We start from the raw sequence: 21,760 nt of genomic DNA, 5'->3' as shown, positions 1-21,760 counted from the left end.
GTCGCCGGCGAACGCCCTGCCTGTTTGTCTCTATCGAAGAACTAACGGCGACCGAACCATGAGCGAACACTCGCGCGCCGCTGCGCGAACGCGCGCAGCAGCAGCGCGCAACCGATGCGCCGCCCCGTGTTGCCCTGCGTCTTGCCCAGCGTGTCAGCCGCGTGAGGGCGGCACCGGCGGCGCGCCGGCGAAGGTGCCGGCGATTTCCTCGGTCGTGTGATCGATCATCGCCATCGCAGCGAGTTCGGCCTCTTTCGGGTCGCGCCGTTCGATCGCCTCGACCACGCGCCGATGCGAGTTCACTGCCGTTTCCCACGCGCCTTCGCGAGCGGTGACGATGGGATTACCGGTCGACAGCGCGCCGCGAATAATCGCCGCCATCTGCTTGAAGAACTGATTGCCGCTCGCGACGACGATGCGCGTATGGAACAGCTCGTCGGCTTCCTGATAACCGGGTTCGCCCGGACGGATCACCTTGAACGCCTCGAACGCGTCGCGCACCGCCGCGATGTCGGCCGCGCTGCCGCGCGACGCGGCCTGCGCCGAAGCACGCGGTTCGATCAGAATACGAAACTCGATGACGTCGCGCAGGAACACCGGATCGGGCTTCGCGCGAAAACGCCAGTTCACGACGTCCTCGTCGATCATGCGCCAGTCGCTCATCGGCCGGATGCGCGTGCCGATCTTCGGGCGCACGTCGAGCATGTCGCGCGCGAGCAGCATCGAGAGCGCTTCGCGCATCACCGTGCGGCTCACGTCGAACTCTTTCGACAGCACGTCCTGCGGCGGCAGTATCGCGCCGTATTTCTCCTCGACGATCCCTGTGACGAGCCCATCCATGACCTTGCTCACCAGCGATCGATCCTTGTTTGCCTGTTCCATGACCCTCTCCCCGAAGCGGTGTTCGCCCCCGCGTAGCCTGTTGATAAACCGCCCTTTTGTGTGTTTTATCGTCGCGTGGTTACTCATCCACGATACGTTGCTAGCTTCACAACGGTTACGCCAGTTGGGACACTTCCTGACAGGGTTATCCCTCTGAAGAATTGTTTCTTCTGTGTAACGCGATCGGCCCCGAAGGACCATAAGCTTGCGTCTCAAGCATGCCTTTCACGCCGACTTTGCATCGTGCGAAGACGCACGTAGGACGGCAAATTGTCTGAACGGAGGCGGCGTGCAATCGATCATGGGTTGCCGCAAGCGGCGGACCTGGTGCCTGTGTGGTTGCTGGTGCGACTGCCCGTGAGTCTTTAGTGCGCTCACCGCTCTTCAATTCGACACACGTGAGCATGCATGGCCTCGCTCGTCATCAAGGCGATGCGCCGCAAGCGGCTTGTGCGCGATGAAGTGGAACCAGCACGCGCCGCTGTTCTCGACGCCGTCGGAAATACGGTTGCCCGCGCAACTATCAAACACCGCATCGCATTGCAAGCCAATCTGCGCAAGTTGCCGGCGCTGTTCGGCAAGTGTCGTGTAGACGATCACAATGCCGAAGTTGTGAGCCGCCGCTGTCTTGACCGCATAGCCGCCATAGTCGCGATTCAGCTTGACGTTGTGTATATAGTTGAGCGTGCCGAGCTGGAAGCGGCGCATCGAGCGCAGCGTACGCCAGCCGAGCGTCAGCGGATTGAGCGTGAAACGCGGCAGCAGATGCCAGATGCCCTCGCGGTAACCGGGGCCGCCGCGATTGTGCGACGAGAACAGCACATAGCCGCCTGGCCGCACCACGCGATACATTTCCTGAAGGATCTTCACGCGATCGTTGTAGTCGACGCAGTCGATACCGTTCCAGCTAAATGCAGCGAGCCCGTAATGATCGGACGGCAGTTCGGACATATCGCGTGCATCCATATGCCGCAAATCGCAGCCGGGATAGCGCGATCGCGCCGTCTCCAGCAGGTTCGGCGCGTAGTCGACGCCGGTGTATTCGTTCGAGATACTAAGCATCAGCGCAACGGTGCGTCCGGTGCCGATGCCGATATCGAGCAACGGCGTGCCCGAACAACGCGGCGCGAGCCATCTGAAGGCGGCCTCTTCGCCCGCGTCGGAGAAGCTCTTGCCGGTCGTGAAAACGCGGGCCGCGTCGCGCGAATTCCAGGCGAGGCGATTGATGCGGTCCAGCTCCGATTGACTATTCACGACACGTCTCCAGTGCGATGCAAGAGCGCGGCGACAGCGCGATCAGCAGCGGCTTCCTCACAGCATCTCAAACGTGTTGACGAGCGCGGCACGATCGCCCTCGCGGCGCCGCAATGCGGTGAGCGGTTGCGAGGCGCGCACTTGCCGCGTGAGACCGATGAACGGCACGCCATGCTCGAGATACGGACCTTCCGTCTTGCGAAAGCCGAACTGCTCGTAGAACTCGCGCAAACTGAGCGGCGCGCTCACGCGTGCGGCGTGTCCCGGCCAACGCTCGGCAATGGCCTGCAATACGCGCTCCATTAGCATTTCCGCGGTGCCGTCGCCGCGGCGCAGCGGACTCGTCAGCACCTTGTCGATCATGATGTCGGGATCTTCCGCATCGCCGGGCTGCACACGGGCGTACGCAAGAATCGGCATCGGCCGCGCCATGTCTTCGACGGCGAACACGTGCAGCGAAGTTTCGTCGCGTCCATCGGCATCGAGGCACACATGCGATTGCTCGACGACGAACACTGCGCTGCGCGCCCGCAAGATCAGGTACAGCTCGCGTGCAGAAAGCTGCTCGAATTCCAGCGTTTTCCAGTTCATCACGTTCCCCAGCGGATTCTTTAATGTTCGGTGCGGCGAGCGCACAGGTTGCCCTCGCGGGCCTCGCACGATTGGCGGGCCGGTTTTGACGCCTACACGGTACGGCCGCCATCCGGCTGTTTCCGTTCGCCATCGCACTCACGCTGGAGGTTGCCGAATCTTCATACGAGGCACCGATAACGCGGCGCGAACGGAGACGCTGCACACCAGATCGTGACGGCTTTAGAGTTGCTGAGTGATGCGCGCCACGCGATCGGAAACGTGGACATCGCAAGCAAAATAGACGGCGACAACGGCGTTGTTTCGCTGACGCTACATTTCGCTGATTTGCACGGTGCCGCGACAACGGCGCATAGACATGGCCGCGAGGCTCGTTCGGCTCTCGCGAGATCGGAGTCGAACGCGGCGCGCACGGCACCGGACTTCGCGCCGCGTATCACCGACGTGCCGGTGTTCTTCCACGGCACCTGTCGGACGAATGCCGATCCCGTCAGCCGGAGAAGCAGCGAAGCGCAACCACAACACGCCTTCGAGCCGGCCCGCGACGCACGCATGAAACATGCTGCGCGCGAGCAGGACAATGGCGTACGAATCGGACAGGTTCTATGCGCTAGCCGACGAGCACGGCCGTGCGCATCTGGCCACACGTCGCATTGGCGAATTTCGACTATGCGAATGACGCGGCCCGCGCGCCCACTACAGACGTCTGGCCATTTTCAACTAATAAGGGCATCACTCATCACCACGCGTGGCGCCCTGCCCGACGCGATCCCACTCTCGCCACCCACATCACAAAGCGCGGGCTGTTGCGTGCGCATCCATCATTCAGCTTTAAAGCGGATGCAACACTTGCGGCACGGGCCGCCGAAGTCCGGGCGCTCGATGACGCATCCGCCACTTCTACGGATACCCGTACCATCCGCCCGCCATTTGCCCGCGATGTCTTCGCGAAGCGCGTAAAACCTCGCGCTGCGCGAACCCATTGGTCGGGCTGCGCCCATCACTGTCGTTTTTTTTGCGACTCCTGACAGCCATAAATGATGAACCGTGCGGCAACCGACGCAAGCGGTTGAACACATCTGAATCAATTCCGGCACATCGCGGACACCGCGCCAAAAGGCGCTCACAAAGCGCGGAACAACCCTGGCGCTCCAATCGCAAAACCGCCGCCACGCGCAGCGAACTCAATTGGATCAAGCACTTGGCCCGTATAAAAAGACCATCGCGCGCACGGTCGACGCAAACGTCGGATGTACAGAATTGAAACAAAAAGGCGCGCACAGGGGGTTTATTTCGCCCGCCCGTCGTCGCTGCGCCGCACCAGTCACGCTTTCCCCTATGGTTGGCACAGTCCTCGCTAATACAAGGACGCAACACCGCGGCGCCGTGAGGACGACCACAACGGCGGCGGCGCACCAACCAATACGGGGCCGACTCTGTTCACCCTGCGCTGACTGCAATGCAGAGCGCGCGTTATCAAAGGGTGCAGGAATCGGATCAAAAACAGGAAGACGCGAGACCCGCGGCTTCACGCGAGGACCGATCATGTTGACACTTCAATCAGATCTGCACGGAAACCATTTGCTCGGCGCATTGCCGTCTCACGAATGGCAAGCGCTTGCTCCGCACCTCGAACTGGTTCATCTGCGCACGGAACAGTTGCTCTGCGATTCCGGCCAACGCATTCATCACGTGTACTTCCCGACGACCGCGATCATTTCGATGCTGTCGACGATGGAAGACGGCAGCTCCGTCGAAATCGCCGCGGTCGGACGCGAAGGCATGACCGGCGTGCCCGTGCTCACGGGCGGCGAAACCATGCCGAACCGCGTGCAGGTGCAATGTGCGGGCTTCGCGTATCGCATGAGCGCGCAGGCCCTCAAGCAGCAATTCGCCCGCTCCGACTTCCTGCGCCGTCTGATGCTGCTCTACATGCACGCGCTTCTCACGCAAGTCGCGCAGACCGCCGCATGCAACCGCCATCACGCACTGAACAAGCAACTGTGCCGGTGGCTGCTGATCGAAGTCGACCGTGTCGCGTCGAACGATCTGACGGTGACGCAGCAATTGATCGCCGACATGCTCGGCGTGCGCCGCGAGGGCATCACCGAGGCAGCCGGCAAGCTGCACGACGAAGGCCTGATTCACCACAGCCGCGGACACATCAAGGTGCTCGACCGCAAGGGGCTCGAAGCGCGCGCGTGCGAATGCTACGGCCTCGTCAAGCGCGAATTCGATCGCCTGCTGCCGCGCCTGCGCCAGGCCGAAACCGTCGAATAACACGCGGCGCGATTGCCGTCCTCGCAGAGTCGATAATGTTCAGGAATACTGCGCGATGCCTCGACGCATTCCTCGTGATTGCGGGAGGCCTGCTCGCCCACTGGATGCGCTTTGCCACGCTCGCCGCTTTGCCGGACACCGAACGCCTGCTGATCGCCTTCAACTGCGTGCTGGTGCTGTTGATGTTTCCCGGCTTCGGCGTGTATGAAACATGGCGCGGCAAGCCGTTGACGGCGATGCTCGCACGCGTGGCCGCGGCGTGGCTCGCGGTCGTCGCGGCGGCGTTGCTGCTCGCCTTCACGCTGCATCGCATGGATGCGGTGTCGCGGCTGTGGTTCGTCTACTCGACGTTGATCTCGGGCGCGTTGATCGTCGCGACGAAGTGCGCGGTGCATGTCGCGTTGCGCAGTGTTCGCCGGCGCGGCATGAATTTCCGCACCGTTGCGATTGTCGGCGCACCTGGCTTTGCGCGCACGCTGCTCGCGCATCTCGAGCATGCGCCGCAAGCGGGCTTCAAGCCGGTCTGCGTGTTCGACACGAGCGTGGACAGCAGCGTTGAACGGGCAGCGTATGGCGCGCGGCTTAATCGCCTGCCGGTGCTGACCGACCTGACTGCATTCGCCGCCAAAGTGCGCGACGAGCGCGTGAACGAAGTCTGGCTCGCGCTGCCGCTCTCGGAAGAACGCACGATCTATCGCTTTCAGCGCATGTTCAGGCATGACTTCGTGAACCTTCGTTTTATTCCTGACGTACGCAGCCTCTCGCTTTTCAACCACTCGCTCGTCGATGTGGTCGGTTTGCCCACGCTAAGTCTCGGCGCGCCGTCGCTCTCGCCGCCGCAGATGTGGCCGAAGCTGATCTTCGACCGGCTCTTCGCCGCAGGTGCGCTCGTCACGCTCGCGCCGGTGTTCATCGTGCTCGCGACGGCGATCAAGCTCACGTCGCCGGGGCCCGTGTTCTTTCGCCAGACGCGCAAGGGCGCCGACGGCGAGCCGTTCTCGATCTACAAATTCCGTTCGATGACCGTGCATCATGAAGCGCAGGGTCAGGTCACGCAGGCCACGCGTCACGACGCGCGCGTGACGAAGCTGGGCGCGTTCATGCGCCGCACGAGCCTCGACGAGCTGCCGCAGTTTCTCAATGTGCTGCTCGGACAGATGTCGGTGGTCGGCCCGCGTCCGCATGCGCTCGAACACGACGATCTCTACAAGGACCAGGTGTACGGCTACATGCACCGCTACCGCATCAAACCCGGCATCACCGGATGGGCTCAGGTGAACGGCTATCGCGGCGCGACCGCCAAGGTCGAGAAGATGGAAGCGCGCGTGAAGTTTGATCTCTTCTATATCCACAACTGGTCGTTCTGGTTCGACATGAAGATCGTCTTCATCACGATTTTCAAGGGCTTTATCAGCCGCAACGCGTTCTGATCATGCCGCTACGGACGCCGCTCCTGAAAGTCTCCGTGATCGTGCCGACGTATCGGCGCACCGCCGATCTCGCGCGGTGTCTCGCGGCACTCGACGCACAGGAGCGCCGCGCCGACGAGGTAATCGTCGTCGCGCGTCACGACGATCACGCGACGCTCGACTGGCTGCATACGCGTGAGACCACACGCCCCGATCCGCGCCGCTGCGTCGTGCTCGTGCACAAGCCCGGCGTCGTGGCCGCGTACAACCTCGGGATCGACAGCGCATGCGGCGACGTGCTCTGCTTCACCGACGACGACGCCGCTCCGCATCCTGACTGGGTCGCGCGAATCGCCCGCACATTTGGGGGCGATGCATGCCTCGGCGGTCTCGGCGGCCGGGACATCGTGCATGAACGCAACGGTATTCCGCAGGGGCGGAAACCGTGCGTCGGCATCGTGCGATGGTATGGCCGCACGATCGGCAACCATCACATCGGTCATGGCGAGGCGCGTGAGGTGCACGTACTCAACGGAGTGAACATGGCGTTTCGCCGCGAGGCGATCGGCGCGCTGCGTTTCGACGCGCGGCTGCTCGGCAGCGGCGCGCAGGTTCATTGCGAAATGGCCTTCAGCCTCGACGTGCGCCGGCGCGGCTGGACGCTCGTCTACGATCCTGCGCTGCTCGTCGAGCACTTTCCCGCTCAACGCCGCGACGAGGACCCGCGCTTCGTCTTCAACGATACGGCGTTCTATAACGCGTCGTTCAATCTTCGACTCATCATGTGCGAACACCTGACGCCGCCAGGCCGATGGGCGTTCGTCGTTTACTCGACGCTGATCGGCGATCGCGCGGACCCGGGGTTCCTGCGCGCGTTGTCGTTGTCGTTGGCGTTCGAGCGCGGCGGAATGGCGCTTGCGTTTCGCAAATGGCGAGTGGGCTTACGCGCAATGCGCGGAGCGTGGCAGGAAGCGGCGCGCTAACGCCCGCAAGCCGAAGTAATTTGCGTTGCAATAGATAGCCGGTCAAGGGCTGCGCCGCATGAAGGCGCAGCCTTTTTTTTTTACGCCACTACAAAAACGCGCTGACGTCCGTCTGAAAGCGCTGCGCCAGCGCCTTCGCGACCTTCTTGCTGATCGCCCGGCGGCCCGCGAGGATATCGCTCACCACCGTCGGCGATGCGATGCCCATCAGATCTTTTTGCCGCAGCCCGTGCGTTTCGAGCAGATGCCGCAACACCTCGCGCGGCTCCGCTTTGGGCAGCGTCACGTTCTGCGCCTTCCAGCTCCGAACCAGGTCCGACACGATCGCGTGAAGATCGGTGAGCGGCTCGTTCTCCTTGCCGTTCAGATGATCGGCAAGGGCACTGGAGAGTTCGACCATCGTCTGATAGTCTTGTTCGTTGCGAATGGGAGTAATGGGCAATTGGGCCTGTAGCGCGGCCCAGCTTCGAGCGATGTCGGGAAAAGAGCCCGGAAGGCGATCGGCATTCATGAGTGTAGAGTCTTCCTCGTCCAAAGGTCGCGCATCGCATGCGTCATCGCGTGACGTACGGATTAACGACTGCCTGTTTTAGTAAATCGCAGCGACGATCCGTGATTGTTTGCGTTACCACGGCGGTTACGATTCGTCGCCTGCGTCGAATATCGCGTATTGAGGCGGCTTATGATCCACGCTGCCGCCTGCCCCCGATAGCCGCTCCGGTGGCATCGCCCGAACGGCTTGTTGATGGTGCTGCCCTGCTGAAACACGAGAGGATCGCCGAGCCGCGAAGCCGGCGAACGCCTCGGCTAATCATCCGCAACTGCTCTGCGCCGCCGGCTCGACCGGCCATCCGGCCGGTTCGGCGAGGCGCTCAGCGTCGATCCGCTGCACGGTTGCGGACTCGCCGCGTAAATGCTCGGAAGCGATCGTGCGCGTGACCTCGGCCATGAACGCGCGACGAAACACGGCCGCCGAAAACCGCTCGGCGTTCGCGCGGCACGCGGCCGGCGTGATCTGTTCATGCTGCCGTTCGAACCGGTCGATTGCGTCGAGCATCGACACAACAGTTTGTGATCCGAAATAAATGCCGGTGGGATGCGCGTCGCCGACGGGCACCACGGTCTCGAGCGACCCGCCCTTGCCGAATGCGATCACCGGCGTGCCGCACGCCTGCGCTTCGAGCGTGACGATGCCGAAGTCCTCTTCGGCGGCGAATACGAAAGCTCGCGCACGCTGCAAGTAGCTCTTCAGCACGCCGATCGGCTGATAGCCGAGTATCGTCACATTCGGCCCGGCCTTCGCGCGAATCGCAGCCATCTCCGGTCCATCGCCGATCACGATCAGCTTGCGATGCGGCGTGGCGCTGAACGCCTCGACAATCAGATCGATGCGCTTGTACGGCACCATTCGCGAGGCCGTCAGATAGAACTCTTCCTTATGCGTGCACAGTTCGAATTCGTCGACATTGACCGGAGGTGGAATCACGGCGGCGTCGCGCCGATAGGTTTTCATCATGCGCCGCGCGACGAATTGCGAATTCGCGATCAGGCGGTCGACGCCATTCGCCGAATGCGAATCCCAGCCGCGCAGATAATGCAGCAACGCACGCATGAGCCAGGACTTCGGCCCGCGCGTCAAACCGGCTTCGCGCAGATACTCATGCTGCCGGTCCCACGCCTGACGCATCGGCGAATGCACATAACTTATGTGCGTTTGATCGGGGCCGACGAGCACGCCCTTTGCGACCGTATGCGAACTCGTGATGATCAGATCGTAGTCCGCGAGATCGAACTGCTGGACCGCGAGCGGCATCAACGGCAGATAGCTGTCATAGCGACGGCGCGCGAACGGCAGGCGTTGAATGAAGGAAGTGGTGACGGGTTTGCCGTGCAACGGTCGACGGTCTTCGAGAAAATCCACGAGGCTGAAAAGATCCGCGTCGGGAAAGCATTCGATAATCTGCTCGAGTACCTTCTCGGCGCCGCCAGGTGCGACCAGCCAGTCGTGCACGATCGCAACTCTCATGATCTCCCTATCCTCGTTAACGCCTCCTGGGCATAGCGACGAGTGTAGGTGGCGCGTGCTTTACTGTGCGTGCGCGTGACCACATTCGACGCACGACAGCACGGGAATAATTCATTCGCCGCCATTCGCTTCTTGCGAATGCACGGAACAAATTAATTCGCTTTCCTATGCGCCACGCGTTCGATGTTTCGCTCGACACGGCAATGCAGCGGCCCGCCGGCGAGCTAATGCTCAGACGGGGCCGCTGAAGCGTGTTTCGGTGAACGGAAAACGAAGGGCCGCAGGTGCCCGCACGATGCGATGCGGGCGCCTGGGTTATTGCTCAGACCTTGCGGTACTCGATGGTCTGTACGCCGGTGTCCGTGCCGAGCAGGCACAGATTCGCGCCACGGCCCGCGAAAAGGCCCACTGTCATGACGCCCGGCCACGCGTTGATATGCGTCTCGAGCGTGCGCGGATCGCTAATGCGCAGACCTTTGACGTCGATGATTTCGTTGCCGTTGTCGGTGATGAACGGCGTGCCCTCTTTCGTCACACGCACGACCGGCACACCGCCGAGCGCGGTCACACGGCGGCCGATCGCGGTGCGCGCCATCGGCACGACTTCGATCGGCAGCGGGAAGTTGCCGAGCGTGTCGACGAGCTTGCTGGCGTCCGCGATACAGACGAATACGTCCGACACCGACGCGACGATTTTCTCGCGCGTAAGCGCACCGCCGCCGCCCTTGATCATAGCGCCGCTGTGATCGATCTCGTCGGCGCCGTCGACATAAACCGGCAGCGAGTCGATCTCGTTCAGATCGAGCACCTTGAAGCCGTGCGATTGCAGGCGCGCGGTGGTGGCGAGCGAACTCGACACCGCGCCGCGATAGCGCGCCTTGTTGGCGGCCAGCGCGTCGATGAAACAGTTCGCGGTGGAGCCGGTGCCGACGCCGATCACCGAGCCTTCCGGCACGTTCGCGTGGACATAATCGGCGGCGGCCTGACCGACCAGTTGCTTGAGTTCGTCTTGAGTCATGAGAATGCGGGCGAGCTGTAAAAGACGCTAGTTTACCGGAGTAAGCGGCGGAAACCGGGCGAAATTACTTCTTCACCGCCCGCTGCCTGACCGCCTCGAACAGACACACGCCGGAAGCTACGGAGACGTTCAGGCTCTCGACCGTGCCCGCCATCGGAATCTGCATGACGATGTCGCAGGTGTCGTGCGTGAGGCGGCGCATGCCCTCGCCTTCGGCGCCCATCACGATCGCAACGGGGCCGTCGAGTTCCGTCTCGTAGAGGCTCTTCTTGGCCTCGCCCGCCGTGCCGACGATCCACACGCCGGCCTCCTTCAGTTCACGCAGCGCGCGCGCGAGGTTCGTCACGGTGATGTACGGCACCGTGTCGGCCGCGCCGCTCGCGACTTTCGCGGCGGTCGCGTTCAGGCCGACCGCGCGGTCGCGCGGCGCGATCACCGCGTGGGCGCCGGCGGCATCGGCGACGCGCAGGCAGGCGCCGAGATTGTGCGGATCGGTCACGCCGTCGAGCACCAGAAGCAGCGGCGAGCCGTTGATGCCGTCGAGCAGTTCCGCGAGATTCTGCGCGAGCGGCATGTCGCCCGCGCGCGCCACCACGCCCTGGTGACGCTCGGTGTGCGCGAGCCCCCACAGACGCGTTTCGTCGGCGGCGATCAGGCGCACGCCCGCTTCCTTCGCCGTGTGCAGAAACTCCGTCATGCGGCGGTCCTTGCGCGTGGCGTCGTAATAAACATCTTCGACGGTCGACGCGTCGTGCCGGATGCGCGCGGTGACTGCATGAAAACCGTATAGAACCTTGTGACGTGCCATGACTGATACAACCTTTGATTGAGCGCAGCGGAGAAGCCGCGCTGCTGTGATGAATACGTGTGCCTGTCCGCGATCGGGCCGGCGCGTTACTCAATGACTGCCTGATGAAGCGTGCTGAGGCTGCATGAAGCGCCGATCAAACTCGAATCAAGCGCGGACTAAACTCGAACCAAGCGCGGACCAAACGAACACCGCGCGCAACCGGCACGTCTTCACGTACCCGCTGCGCGCGGTTCGGGCGCCGACGCGCGGCGTTAGCGCTTCTTGCGCGCGGTCTGCCTGGACGCCGCCTTGGCCGACGCGCCGCCCTGCTTCTTCGCGGCGCCGCGCGCTTCCTTGACGGCCGCGCTTTGCACCGGCGCGGCCCGCTTGCGGCGCGCACCCGGCGCTGCCGCGCCGCCTTCGGGCGACGACAACTCGCGCACGCGCGGGCCGCCGTTGTCCGCGGACGACTTGTCTGCCGACACGCTGCGAGCCGGATGCGGCTTGATCGGCGTATCGCGCACGAGGCGGAAGTCGATCTTGCGCGCGTCCAGATCCACGCGGCTCACCTGCACGCGCACGCGATCCGAGAGCCGGTAGCGAATGCCCGTGCGTTCGCCGCGCAGTTCGTTCTTGATTTCGTCGTACTGGAAGTAGTCCGAGCCGAGTTCGGTGACGTGCACGAGGCCTTCGATAAAGAGCGAATCGAGCTGCACGAAGATGCCGAACGACGTGACGCCGTTGACCATGCCGCCGTACTCTTCGCCGAGCTTGTCGCGCATGAAGTAGCACTTGAGCCAGGCTTCGACGTCGCGCGATGCTTCGTCGGCGCGGCGCTCGTTAGCCGAGCAATGCAGGCCGAGCTCTTCCCAGATCGCGACGTTGGTGCCGCGCGTGCGGCCGGTTTTTTCGTCGTCGGCCTGCTGCATGGCGCGAGCGCGCGGCGACAGCGCCGTGTTCAACACGACGCCTGCCGGCGGCTCCGGCTGATACTTGCGGCCTTGCAGAATCGCGTAGATGGCGCGGTGCGTGAGCAGGTCGGGATAACGGCGGATCGGACTCGTGAAGTGCGCATACGCCTCATACGCGAGACCGAAGTGGCCGATGTTGTCCGGGCTATAAACCGCCTGCTGCATCGAGCGCAGCAGCATGGTTTGCAGCATCTGCGCGTCGGGCCGGTCGCGGATTTGCGCCATCAGCGCGGCGTAGTCGCTGGCGTGCGGCTTGTCGTTGCCGCCGAGCGTGAGGCCCATGCCGCGCAGGAACGTGCGCAGATTCTCGAGCTTCTCCGCGGTCGGGCCGGCATGCACGCGGAACAGACCCGGATGCTTGTTGCGCTTCAGCAGGTCGGCAGCGCACACGTTCGCGGCCAGCATGCATTCCTCGATCAGCTTGTGCGCCTCGTTGCGGGTGCGCGGCACGATCTGCTCAATCTTGCCCTGCGCGTTGCAGACGATGTACGTCTCGGTCGTATCGAAGTCGATCGCGCCGCGCTTCTGCCGCGCGGCGAACAGCGCCTTGTACACGCCGTAGAGGTTCTGCAATTGCGGCAGCAGCGCGGCGCGGCGCGCGGCTTCCGGACCCTTGGTGTTTTTCAGCACCGCCGCGACTTCCGTGTACGTCAGACGCGCAGCCGAATGCATCACACCAGGATAGAACTGATACGCCTTAACTTCGCCGCGCGCGGTGACGATCATGTCGCACACGAGCACGCAACGGTCGACGTTCGGATTGAGCGAGCACAAACCGTTCGACAGTTTCTCCGGCAGCATCGGAATCACGCGGCGCGGGAAATAGACCGACGTGCTGCGCTCGATCGCGTCGGCATCGATCGCGCTCTTCGGATGCACGTAGTGCGAGACGTCGGCAATCGCGACGATCAGACGGAAGCCGTCGCCGCGGCCGACCTTGATCGGCTCGCAATACACGGCGTCGTCGAAATCGCGCGCGTCTTCGCCGTCGATCGTGACGAGCGGCACGTCGCGCAGATCGATGCGATGACGCACGTCAGTGGGACGAACTTCGTCGGGAAGTTTCGCGGCTTCGGCAAGCGCGTCGGGGCTGAACTCATGCGGCACGCCGTATTTGCGCACCGCGATTTCGATTTCCATGCCGGGGTCGTCGATATCGCCCAGCACTTCCGCGACGCGGCCCAGCGGCTGCGAATGACGGCTCGGAAAATCGGTCAGCTCGACCACCACCACCTGGCCGACCTTGGCCTTCTTGGTGTTCTGCGTGATGAGGATGTCGTGGCCGATGCGCTTGTCTTCGGGCGCGACGATCAGCGCGCCGTTCTCGTTCAGCAGACGCCCGATCACGCGCTTGTTCGCGCGGTCCGTGACCTCGACGATGTGCCCTTCCGGCCGGCCGCGCCGGTCATAGCCGACGATGCGTGCAAGCACGCGGTCGTTGTGCATGACCTTCTGCATTTCGGCGGTGGGCAGGAACAGATCGTCCTGACCGTCGTCGCGAATCAGGAAGCCGTAACCGTCGCGATGACCCTGAACGCGGCCTGCGACGAAGTTCGACGGATGAGTCAGCTGATAGAGATTGCGCTGATCGAGCCGGATCTGGCCGTCGCGCTCCATGGCGCCGAGGCGCTTGAAAAATCCTTCGCGCTCCTGGCGCTTGATGGACAGGGCTTCGGCGATCTCGTTGGCGGCGAGCGGCGTTTCGCTCGTACGCAGGACGCCGAGGATTTCCTCGCGGCTCGGAATCGGATACGGAAATTTGCTCAAGGGCTTGTCGATGATTTTTTCTCGTTGCATGGACGTCGGTCGGCGATCTGGCTCGGCTTAAGAAGCGTTTGCGTGGCGCCTGAATGGCACTTGCTGCTGCACTAAAAGACTCTCTCGGGTCCGGCTTGTTCAAGGCTGAGTCCGACGGGCTTGTGTACCGTGCCAACGAACTACTGCGAGGCATTCTAACACCCGTCTCGCACGCCACGCGGGCCGTCAATAGTCGCCAGGAAGCGTCGCCGGCAAGCCCGCGCGGGCTCGTTTGCGGCGTGTTTAAGCAGCTTTTGAGAAACGCTTGACAGCCTCGATGCTGTCGCTATAATGTCGGTCTTTGCTGTTCATCACCTGCCCAGGTGGCGAAATTGGTAGACGCACTAGGTTCAGGTCCTAGCGGTGGCAACACTGTGGAGGTTCGAGTCCTCTCTTGGGCACCAGGATTCAAAATTGAAGCCGCCTCGGTTCATCGGGCGGCTTCAGTTTTTATGTAGAGCGGTAATGTTGTTTGTTTCGGTTCAAGGCGTGGGTTGGCGGCGGGGATTGACACGCTGCATCATCCCGCTAAAATAGCGGTCTAGCTTCAAGACGTGCCCAGGTGGCGGAATTGGTAGACGCACTAGGTTCAGGTCCTAGCGGTGGCAACACCGTGGAGGTTCGAGTCCTCTCCTGGGCACCAACAGTTGTTCCGGCTTGGTTTTAGCTCAAGCCGCAGTAGTTCGAGAAACCCCGTAAGGTTAAAAACTTTACGGGGTTTTTTGTTTTTGCAGGTCTCGGGCGTTGCACCGACATCGGTGATTTTTTGCGTTTAGACGCAATCGGGATGTTGGACCATGCTGGTCAGACGACAACAAAACCTGACTGCTCCGCTATCGACGACCGAATACGGGCGGACGAAACCTACCGGAAAGCGGAGTTTGTCGTGCGCGAGTACCTGACTTACGCACTCCGCAACAAGCCCATCTCGACGCTTGCCACATCTGAGGTCAAGCCCGTATTCGAAGCGATTGCCTCTCATGCGCCTAACCTCGCGACCAAGGCACGGCAGTATGTCGGTGGCATCGTGACGTACGCCGTCAAGAACGGACTGCACGCAGATGGCGCCCCCTTGATACCGACATACGCCGCTTTTTCACGGCCTCCGGGCTTCGTCCACTGCGCCAACGAGTTTTCGAAACCGGTAGGCGCACGCATCGTACTTTTCCTTCATGGCTAACTACGCGCGTCTGATACGCCGAAAGCCGGTGCACGCGCTGAAAAACGAATAGTGCAGTACCTGGACGCTAAAGACCTGTCGTCCATAGCCGATATTCAGTCACCGCGCGACCGTACAACGTGGGTAAGTCCTGGCAAATACGCCGACTCCACCGCAAGCCTTTGACCCGGATTTTCCGCCGGCCCCACATCCCTAAACTGGAAACTATCAATGCGTCTCGTCCCGATTTCAGCCATCTGCGTCGTCCTTCTCTCAGCGTGTGCGGGAACTCCGACCACGAATCCACTACCTGCCGACCGCGGACACGAAGTGGCCACGGTGCTCACTGCCGGTGTAAGCGATCTGCAGATCGATGCAGGATCGTTCGACATTTCTGCCGAAGCGAAGCAGGAAGTCGTCGGGGCATTCCGTGCCGAGTTGACGAAGATCGGTGTGCCCGTCGCTGCGTCCGGTGCGCCGGTCGTTCTTCACGTCACGGAATTCAAGACGCGGCCCGCCGCGGCACGAATCATGTTTGGTGCACTGTCCGGCAGCGACCACATCAAGGGAACGGTGACGGTCGCGGGAGCCACGTTTGAGGTGGCCGACACAGGCGTCACCATGATGGGCGGCCTGGGTGTCGTCGCGAGAAACGTGGGCAAGCAAACGGCAGACGGCGTAGGACAACTCGCCGGTGTGGCCACCCGATAGCAGGCGGAACATTCGCGCGCGGTCAGCGCATCCGCAGACCGCGCATAACCGTTGAAGAGACGATGAGAAGGAAGCCATCACCGGACATGTGCGATGCGCAAACCGAATCTTCGGTCGATGCGGCGATGCTTCGACGGGCGCTCGCTCCGGGGAACGTCCCCCACAGTCTCATGAGGCCGCAGTCGCCCCCTTCCGGTCGGCCAGCCGCAGACTTCGAGCGGCGGCTATTCGAGGATGAGCTGCCGCACACGGCCACAGGCACTCCCCATTCAACCGCCTCCCCCGCCACTCATCCGCAGATGCGGTCGCGGTCATGAAAGCGTTGCATCCAGTAGGGAAAGGGAACCGACGGCTCAGATACTTTATCGAGCCGGGCACACTGTTCGGCGGTTAATGCGAGATTCTGTGCGTCGAGGTTGGCTGCGAGTTGCTCGCACGTGCGGGCTCCGACGATGACAGAAGTGATCGGCTCGCGCGCAAGCAACCAGCCTAACGAGACTTGAGCCGGCGTGGCCGCCAGTTCGCCGGCGACTTCACGCAATACTGCGAGGATCGGCTCCGCCCTGACTAGATCGACCGGCGGAAAGTCGAGTTTCGCACGCCGCCCGGCAGCTTCGCCATTCTGCGCGTACTTGCCGCTCAGGTAGCCACCTGCGAGCGGACTCCAGACCAGAAGGCCCATTTTGTTTGACGCGGCAACCGGCATGATTTCGTGTTCGATATCGCGGCTCGTCAGCGAATAGTGCACCTGATTGCTCACGACATGAGCCCGATCGGTACGGGACGTTATGCCGACGGCTCGTTCGAGATCGGCTGCACTGAAATTGCACACGCCAATGTGACGGACCTTGCCTTGGGTGACGAGATCGTCCAGCACACGAAGCGTCTCGTCGAGCGGAACGAGCGCGTCACGGTCATGCAACTGGAACAGGTCGATGTGATCGCGACCGAGTCTCTTCAGGCTTGTCTCGACCGAGCGCATGATGTGCGAGCGGCCCAGTCCCACTTCGTTCTGGCCCGTGCCGGTGCGTAACCGAACCTTGGTCGCGACGAGCATTCGATCTTCGTCCAGCCCCAGCGCTTTCAGCACATGGCCAACGACCTCCTCTGAGCGGCCCTGCGAATAGGCGTCCGCCGTGTCGATCAGATTGACGCCACGCTCCACGGCCATCGCGACGAGCCGGGCGGCCTGATCGCTTTTCAAGCCGGCAATATTGCCCCAGATGCCCGAGCCGGCACCGAAAGTCATTGCGCCCAGGCTCAGCCGTGAAACGCGTAGACCAGTTCTGCCAAGCGTGCTGTATTCCATCGTGTATTCCTTGTTTGAACGAAAACCTGATGCATCGGTAGAGCAAGGCCCTGAGTCCACGCGCCGCGCTATCGGCTCTGGTCAGGTTCGACGCGACACAAGCTCGCCCAGAACGGTCTCCAGTTCGACGTGGCCGCGCAAGATTCCATCGGAACTGTTTTCGAAATCGATCCAGCCTTCGTTGAAGCCGTCCAGCATGCGCATGCGCGGTAGAGGATGCTTCATGCCCTGCGTGCGGAACAGCGCTTCCCACGTCTGCCTTTCGACGACTTCTGCACGTACCTGACGACGCAACACGCCGGCGAAAGCCGCTGCGAGATCGTTAGGACTGACCCGGCGTGGACCTTCAAGCTCGACGACGCGCACCCCGCGCCACGTCTGCTGCAGCAGTTCCGCAGCAACGCGGCCTACGTCCGCGGTGGCGACCATCGGCACCGGCTTGTCGAGCGGCTGCAGGTAACTGGCGATGACGCCATCGTCGCTTGCAGACGCAACATCCCATGCGGCGTTCTCCATGAACCAGCCAGGCCGAAGGAACGTCACGGGCATCGGCATCTCGCGCAGCGCCTGCTCCATCAGCGTGCGTTGAGTGAGCAGGTTGACTTCGTCGGCCTGTGCGCCGATCGTCGAGAGGCAAACAACCTTGTCGGGCCGTGCCTTCAGTAGTGCTGCGGACACAGCGTCAATCACTGTGCGCGCTTCCGGAAACCCGGGCTCCGGATCGAACTCCGAAGGCGGCAGGATGAAAACGCCCGTCGCGCCTTCGAACGCGGCGGCGAGTGACGAAGCGTCTTCCATGAAAGCCGTCGCGATCTCGCAACCTCGTTCTGCCCACGCCTGTGCCCGCGTCGCATCGCGCACGACTGCGCGCACCGGCTGACCAGCAGCCAGAAGTTCGCGGGCCAGTGCGCCGCCCACCTTGCCGGTGATTCCTGTGATTGCATACATTGCTCGTTCTCCTGTGTGGATATATCGGGTGACGCAGCGTCGACGTGCCGACGGCCAATCGCTCACGCGCGACGCAAACCGTCGTAAAACGCCTGCTCGAACTGTCCGTAGAGATTCACTACGCGCGCATCGTAGAAGGGCAGCATCTGCGTAAAGAGTGATCCGGCGACACGCTTGACCGGATCCACCCAGAAGTAGGTGTTCAACAATCCGGCCCAACTCACGCTGCCTGCGCTTCGTCCGTGGGGTCCTTGCTCTGTATTGATGTCGAACGACAGCCCCCACTTGTGCGCGGCGCCCGGAAACTGATCGAAGCTGTTCGACCACGACGGCTGCGCCGTCCTCATTTCCGTGACCTGCAGATCGCCAATGTGATTGCGGAACATCGTCGCGACGGTGTCGCCGCGTAGCACGCGTTCGCCGCGATACGTGCCGCCGTTCAACAGCATCTGCAGAAACGCCATGTAGTCGCGCGGCGTGCTGAAGAGCCCGCCTCCGCCCATGAAAAATTCGGGGCGCTGGTTGATCTCGAACGGCTCGGGCGCGAGTGAGCCGTCCGCCTGACGCCTGTGCATGGTGGCGACGCGCTGCTTCTGCTTGCTGCCGATGAGAAAGCCCGTGTTGCGCATGCCCAGCGGATCGAAGATGTGCTCGCGGAAGTAGACTTCCAGCGACTGATCGGTCACGGCCTCGACCAGTTTGCCGACCCAGTCCATGCTGATGCCGTACTCCCAGCGCTCGCCCGGCTCGAACTCCAGCGGCGCCGCGAATGCACCGTTCATCGAATAGCCGATGTCCGCCATGCCCGTTACCTTCTCGTACCGGCTGAGCTCGTCGCTCCAGATGCTGTACGTGAAGCCGGAGGTATGCGTGAGGAGATGGCGCACCGTGATCGCATTGCGCGCAGGACGCAGCCTGGGCTGCCCGGAGACGTCGAATCCGTCGAGGATTTGAGGCGACTTCAACTGCGGCAGGATGTCGCCCGCAGGTTGATCCAACCGCAGTCGGCCCTGTTCGATGAGCTGCATGCACGCGGTTGCGGTGATCGCCTTTGTCATCGACAGGAGCCAGAAGACTGTGTCAGGACTAATGGCCTCGCCAGTGCGGGCGTTCGCCCGGCCACACGCTCCCTCGTAAACCAGTCCGCGGTCGGTTGCGCCCATGGCGACAACAGCGGCAACCGTGCCGTCGTCCACCGCCCGTTGCAAGCATTGATCGATCGAACTGTAGGCCGGGTGATGCGCCAGCGCGGCGTCGCCACGAGCGCGCTGCGATACTGCCCGCGCGTCGCGGCTCGCGACGCCACCAAGTGTCGCGAGAGCCAGCAGGCTCGACGCTCCCTTCAGAAGACGGCGACGATCTGTTTGAACTGCCATTTTTCGTTTCTTCCCGAATGAGTGAATGAAGCGCGGCATCGCAGTGCATCAGTGATTGGCGAAAAACGCGCGCTGTGAGCGGTTCCCGTTGAGGCGTCCAGCGGATGTCTCGGTGAGACGTATTCTGGACAAGCACCAAACAAAACAAAATGACATGGATGTCATCAGATAAGTGACAATGAGTCACCTATTTGGCATGATCAACGGAGACTCCGAACTGCTGCGCGGCGCAGCGTTCGCTTTCACCTGGTCGATCGCGCTGCGCCACGCGCATTAACTCGAGTAACCATGAGATCCAGTAGCGAGAAGCTTTCCGGCAGCATTAGCGTGTTCGCCGCCGTAGTGGATGCGGGAACGTTTGTGGCCGCTTCGGAGGTGATAGGAATGACGCCGCCGGGCGTCAGCCGGGCGATTGCGCGGCTGGAAAAAAGGTTGAACATCCGGCTCTTCAGCCGGACAACGCGCTCCGTCTCCCTGACTGAAGAGGGCCGCCGCTTTTACGAGCAGGTCATGCCCCATCTCGCCGGATTGGAAGAAGCAGCGGCCGCTGCGGCAGGTGGCGCGTCCGCTGTGCGTGGAAAGCTGAGAATCAATCTGGATCCTGTCGTCTACCGGACCATTCTCGGGCAACAACTCGATGCGTTCATGGACGCACACCCCGAACTCGAAATCGAGTTCATCGCGCGAGACAGTCTTGGCGACCTCGTCATGGACGGCTTCGACCTCGCCGTGCGATTCGGCGAACCCAAAGCGTCTACCCTGATCGCGAGAAAGCTGCTCGACACCCGCATCGTGACGGTCGCGGCGCCCTCGTACATTGCTCGCTGGGGACGGCCGTCAAGACCCGAGGACCTCAAAGGCCGAAGCCACCGATGCCTTGAATTTCGCAACCCGGAGACAGGCAAGCCGTTCCAGTGGGAATTTCATCGCAAGCGAAAACGCATTGTGGTCGACACTCAGGGACGACTCACGGTCAACGACCCGGGCGCTTTGCTCAACGCATGTCTCGCCGGTTCCGGAATTGCGCAGATGTTGCTGCTCGGCGCCGAGCCCCTGATTGCCGACGGCCGGTTAATCAATCTCTTTCCCGAATGGGTAGACGAACGGTATCCGTTATACGTCTACTACGCATCCCGGCACCACGTGCCGGCAAAGACCCGCGCTTTTCTTGACTTCGTGATCGAGCTGACGCGCAATCACGCGCGCCTCGGCACGCGCTAGCGCCGTTGCGGGGTACATCGGCACGAATGTCTATAGCCGGACCTCGTCAAAACCTGGCAGCGCCCCGTCCGTTGAGCAGGTCATGCGGGAGTTCGGCAGTCTCTATGACGCGTATGACGCAGTCGGGCACGTGCCGAAGCTCGCCCCGAGCGCTCTGCAAACAGGCATGCAGAAAGGAAGTCTGGTCCTGGGGCATTCACCGTTGTCTGTCGCCACGGACAGACGTTCCACCGCGCGGCGTCCGGCACGTGGATTGCTGCATACGTAATAAGAATGCGGCCGACGGCTGCATCCCTATTCTCTCTGACTAAGGAGGCAGAAATCATGAGCAAGGCAACGAGCGCGTTACTCGCGGCTGTCGCCGCACTCACGCTGTCCGGCGGCGCCTACGCCCAGGCCGCCGGTGGCTCCAGCGGTAACGGTTCGACAGGCAGCACGGCTAGCCCCGCAAACCAGGTGAATAGTGCAACGGGCGGCTACGGCACACCGGGCACCACCAATTCGGACAGCGGCATGTCGGGGCATCCCAATTCGGGGCTGCCGAGCAGCGTCAATAGCGATTCGACTTCCGGCGCTACCGCACCCGTGGGTGGCAACAACACCTTGGCGACGCCGAGTGTGAAGTCGCCGACATCGGGTAAGTAGAAGCAATTTAGTTGACTATCGGTGGCGATGAAGCCACCGTCGGGACCCGCTGTCGCGGTCTGGCACGAAATGAGACTGTTGCCCGCGCGACAGCGGGCAGCCCCCCGCGTCGTCGTGAAATTCCCCCATTTCGCATCGAAGGCGGCGGTCGATGATCTGTTACTCCTCAAGCTCGATCCTTCCTACCGCAGCGAACTGCTGCGCCGTTGCGGCGCAAAGGCGCCTATCGAACTGCCGCTGCGCGCGCGTTCGCTGAAGTCGCTACTGAAGTAAGTCAGGGCCGGTAGACGTGATTCGCTCATGCACAAGCTTTTGTGCGCAGCCGCCCAAGTCGTTGCATTTTGTCGCCCGTACGATCTGCCATCGGTAGCGCCGCACCGACCGCATACT

19 protein-coding genes and 2 tRNA genes are annotated in these 21,760 nt (G+C 62.4%); 10 read left to right on the top strand and 11 right to left on the bottom strand.

All coding sequences use genetic code 11. The annotated features are described in order from the left end of the window. Positions 1 to 153 precede the first annotated feature (153 nt). From ABIE53_RS09570 to ABIE53_RS09560, 3 genes are all read right to left on the bottom strand, one after another. Positions 154 to 882, bottom strand: a complete 729-nt coding sequence (locus ABIE53_RS09570; protein WP_053857982.1) for a FadR/GntR family transcriptional regulator — start codon at positions 880 to 882, stop codon at positions 154 to 156. 384 nt (positions 883 to 1,266) lie between these two features. Continuing rightward, positions 1,267 to 2,136 (bottom strand): class I SAM-dependent methyltransferase, encoded by an 870-nt coding sequence (locus tag ABIE53_RS09565; protein ID WP_107707661.1) that lies wholly within the window; start codon positions 2,134 to 2,136, stop codon positions 1,267 to 1,269. Between the two features lie 57 nt (positions 2,137 to 2,193). Next, a complete protein-coding gene (locus ABIE53_RS09560; RefSeq protein WP_192698886.1) occupies positions 2,194 to 2,727 on the bottom strand; it encodes a GNAT family N-acetyltransferase in 534 nt (177 codons plus the stop codon). 1,545 nt (positions 2,728 to 4,272) lie between these two features. On the opposite strand from ABIE53_RS09560, the gene ABIE53_RS09555 reads away from it, so the two are divergent. From ABIE53_RS09555 to ABIE53_RS09545, 3 genes are read left to right on the top strand one after another with little or no spacing between them, the layout of a single operon-like run. Next, positions 4,273 to 5,007 (top strand): Crp/Fnr family transcriptional regulator, encoded by a 735-nt coding sequence (locus ABIE53_RS09555; RefSeq protein ID WP_006048767.1) that lies wholly within the window; start codon positions 4,273 to 4,275, stop codon positions 5,005 to 5,007. Between the two features lie 35 nt (positions 5,008 to 5,042). Then, entirely contained in the window at positions 5,043 to 6,437 is a 1,395-nt protein-coding gene (locus ABIE53_RS09550; protein ID WP_107707660.1) for an undecaprenyl-phosphate glucose phosphotransferase, read from the top strand. 2 nt (positions 6,438 to 6,439) lie between these two features. Further along, positions 6,440 to 7,399: a glycosyltransferase family 2 protein gene (locus ABIE53_RS09545; protein ID WP_192698887.1), complete on the top strand. Its 960-nt coding sequence runs from the start codon at positions 6,440 to 6,442 to the stop codon at positions 7,397 to 7,399. A gap of 88 nt (positions 7,400 to 7,487) precedes the next feature. On the opposite strand, the gene ABIE53_RS09540 is transcribed toward ABIE53_RS09545, so the two are convergent. The 5 genes from ABIE53_RS09540 to rnr form a co-directional block, all read right to left on the bottom strand. Continuing rightward, the gene (locus tag ABIE53_RS09540) at positions 7,488 to 7,910 is read right to left on the bottom strand and encodes a helix-turn-helix domain-containing protein (RefSeq protein ID WP_006048764.1); all 423 of its coding nucleotides are present in this window, start codon (positions 7,908 to 7,910) and stop codon (positions 7,488 to 7,490) included. A gap of 300 nt (positions 7,911 to 8,210) precedes the next feature. After that, on the bottom strand, positions 8,211 to 9,425 hold the full coding sequence (locus ABIE53_RS09535; protein WP_107707658.1) for a glycosyltransferase family 4 protein: 1,215 nt from the start codon (positions 9,423 to 9,425) through the stop codon (positions 8,211 to 8,213). A 322-nt stretch (positions 9,426 to 9,747) separates the two neighbouring features. After that, the gene (gene rpiA / locus ABIE53_RS09530; RefSeq protein ID WP_107707657.1) at positions 9,748 to 10,443 is read right to left on the bottom strand and encodes a ribose-5-phosphate isomerase RpiA; all 696 of its coding nucleotides are present in this window, start codon (positions 10,441 to 10,443) and stop codon (positions 9,748 to 9,750) included. A 64-nt stretch (positions 10,444 to 10,507) separates the two neighbouring features. Next, positions 10,508 to 11,251 carry a 23S rRNA (guanosine(2251)-2'-O)-methyltransferase RlmB gene (gene rlmB / locus ABIE53_RS09525; RefSeq protein ID WP_006048761.1) on the bottom strand — a complete coding sequence of 248 codons (744 nt, stop codon included), beginning with the start codon at positions 11,249 to 11,251 and terminating at the stop codon, positions 10,508 to 10,510. Positions 11,252 to 11,505: 254 nt separating this feature from the next. Then, positions 11,506 to 14,001, bottom strand: a complete 2,496-nt coding sequence (rnr, locus tag ABIE53_RS09520) for a ribonuclease R (protein WP_006048760.1) — start codon at positions 13,999 to 14,001, stop codon at positions 11,506 to 11,508. 317 nt (positions 14,002 to 14,318) lie between these two features. On the opposite strand from rnr, the gene ABIE53_RS09515 reads away from it, so the two are divergent. From ABIE53_RS09515 to ABIE53_RS09500, 4 genes are all read left to right on the top strand, one after another. Continuing rightward, positions 14,319 to 14,405, top strand: a tRNA-Leu gene (locus ABIE53_RS09515). Positions 14,406 to 14,557: 152 nt separating this feature from the next. Beyond that, positions 14,558 to 14,644, top strand: a tRNA-Leu gene (locus ABIE53_RS09510). Positions 14,645 to 14,788: 144 nt separating this feature from the next. Next, entirely contained in the window at positions 14,789 to 15,181 is a 393-nt protein-coding gene (locus ABIE53_RS09505; protein ID WP_244230986.1) for a phage integrase central domain-containing protein, read from the top strand. A 309-nt stretch (positions 15,182 to 15,490) separates the two neighbouring features. Continuing rightward, positions 15,491 to 15,871 carry a hypothetical protein gene (locus ABIE53_RS09500; protein WP_181324911.1) on the top strand — a complete coding sequence of 127 codons (381 nt, stop codon included), beginning with the start codon at positions 15,491 to 15,493 and terminating at the stop codon, positions 15,869 to 15,871. Positions 15,872 to 16,160: 289 nt separating this feature from the next. On the opposite strand, the gene ABIE53_RS09495 is transcribed toward ABIE53_RS09500, so the two are convergent. The 3 genes from ABIE53_RS09495 to ABIE53_RS09485 form a co-directional block, all read right to left on the bottom strand. Continuing rightward, positions 16,161 to 17,180: an aldo/keto reductase gene (locus ABIE53_RS09495; RefSeq protein WP_107708275.1), complete on the bottom strand. Its 1,020-nt coding sequence runs from the start codon at positions 17,178 to 17,180 to the stop codon at positions 16,161 to 16,163. 81 nt (positions 17,181 to 17,261) lie between these two features. Beyond that, entirely contained in the window at positions 17,262 to 18,128 is an 867-nt protein-coding gene (locus ABIE53_RS09490; RefSeq protein WP_053858245.1) for an NmrA family NAD(P)-binding protein, read from the bottom strand. A 62-nt stretch (positions 18,129 to 18,190) separates the two neighbouring features. Then, entirely contained in the window at positions 18,191 to 19,504 is a 1,314-nt protein-coding gene (locus ABIE53_RS09485; RefSeq protein WP_107708276.1) for a serine hydrolase domain-containing protein, read from the bottom strand. Positions 19,505 to 19,792: 288 nt separating this feature from the next. Between ABIE53_RS09485 and ABIE53_RS09480 the strand changes: the two genes are divergently transcribed. The 3 genes from ABIE53_RS09480 (at position 19,793) to ABIE53_RS09470 (ending at position 21,643) form a co-directional block, all read left to right on the top strand. Then, positions 19,793 to 20,725 (top strand): LysR family transcriptional regulator, encoded by a 933-nt coding sequence (locus ABIE53_RS09480; RefSeq protein WP_029969346.1) that lies wholly within the window; start codon positions 19,793 to 19,795, stop codon positions 20,723 to 20,725. 324 nt (positions 20,726 to 21,049) lie between these two features. After that, positions 21,050 to 21,370 carry a hypothetical protein gene (locus ABIE53_RS09475; protein WP_053858247.1) on the top strand — a complete coding sequence of 107 codons (321 nt, stop codon included), beginning with the start codon at positions 21,050 to 21,052 and terminating at the stop codon, positions 21,368 to 21,370. A gap of 114 nt (positions 21,371 to 21,484) precedes the next feature. Continuing rightward, positions 21,485 to 21,643, top strand: coding sequence for a hypothetical protein (locus tag ABIE53_RS09470; RefSeq protein WP_161966568.1), 159 nt, complete (start codon positions 21,485 to 21,487; stop codon positions 21,641 to 21,643). Positions 21,644 to 21,760 lie beyond the last annotated feature (117 nt).

This window comes from Paraburkholderia sp. OAS925 (assembly GCF_040543975.1).
Lineage (GTDB): Bacteria > Pseudomonadota > Gammaproteobacteria > Burkholderiales > Burkholderiaceae > Paraburkholderia > Paraburkholderia graminis.
The sequence above is the reverse complement of the archived record's forward strand: the minus strand, read 5'-3'. Positions and strand labels throughout refer to the sequence as shown.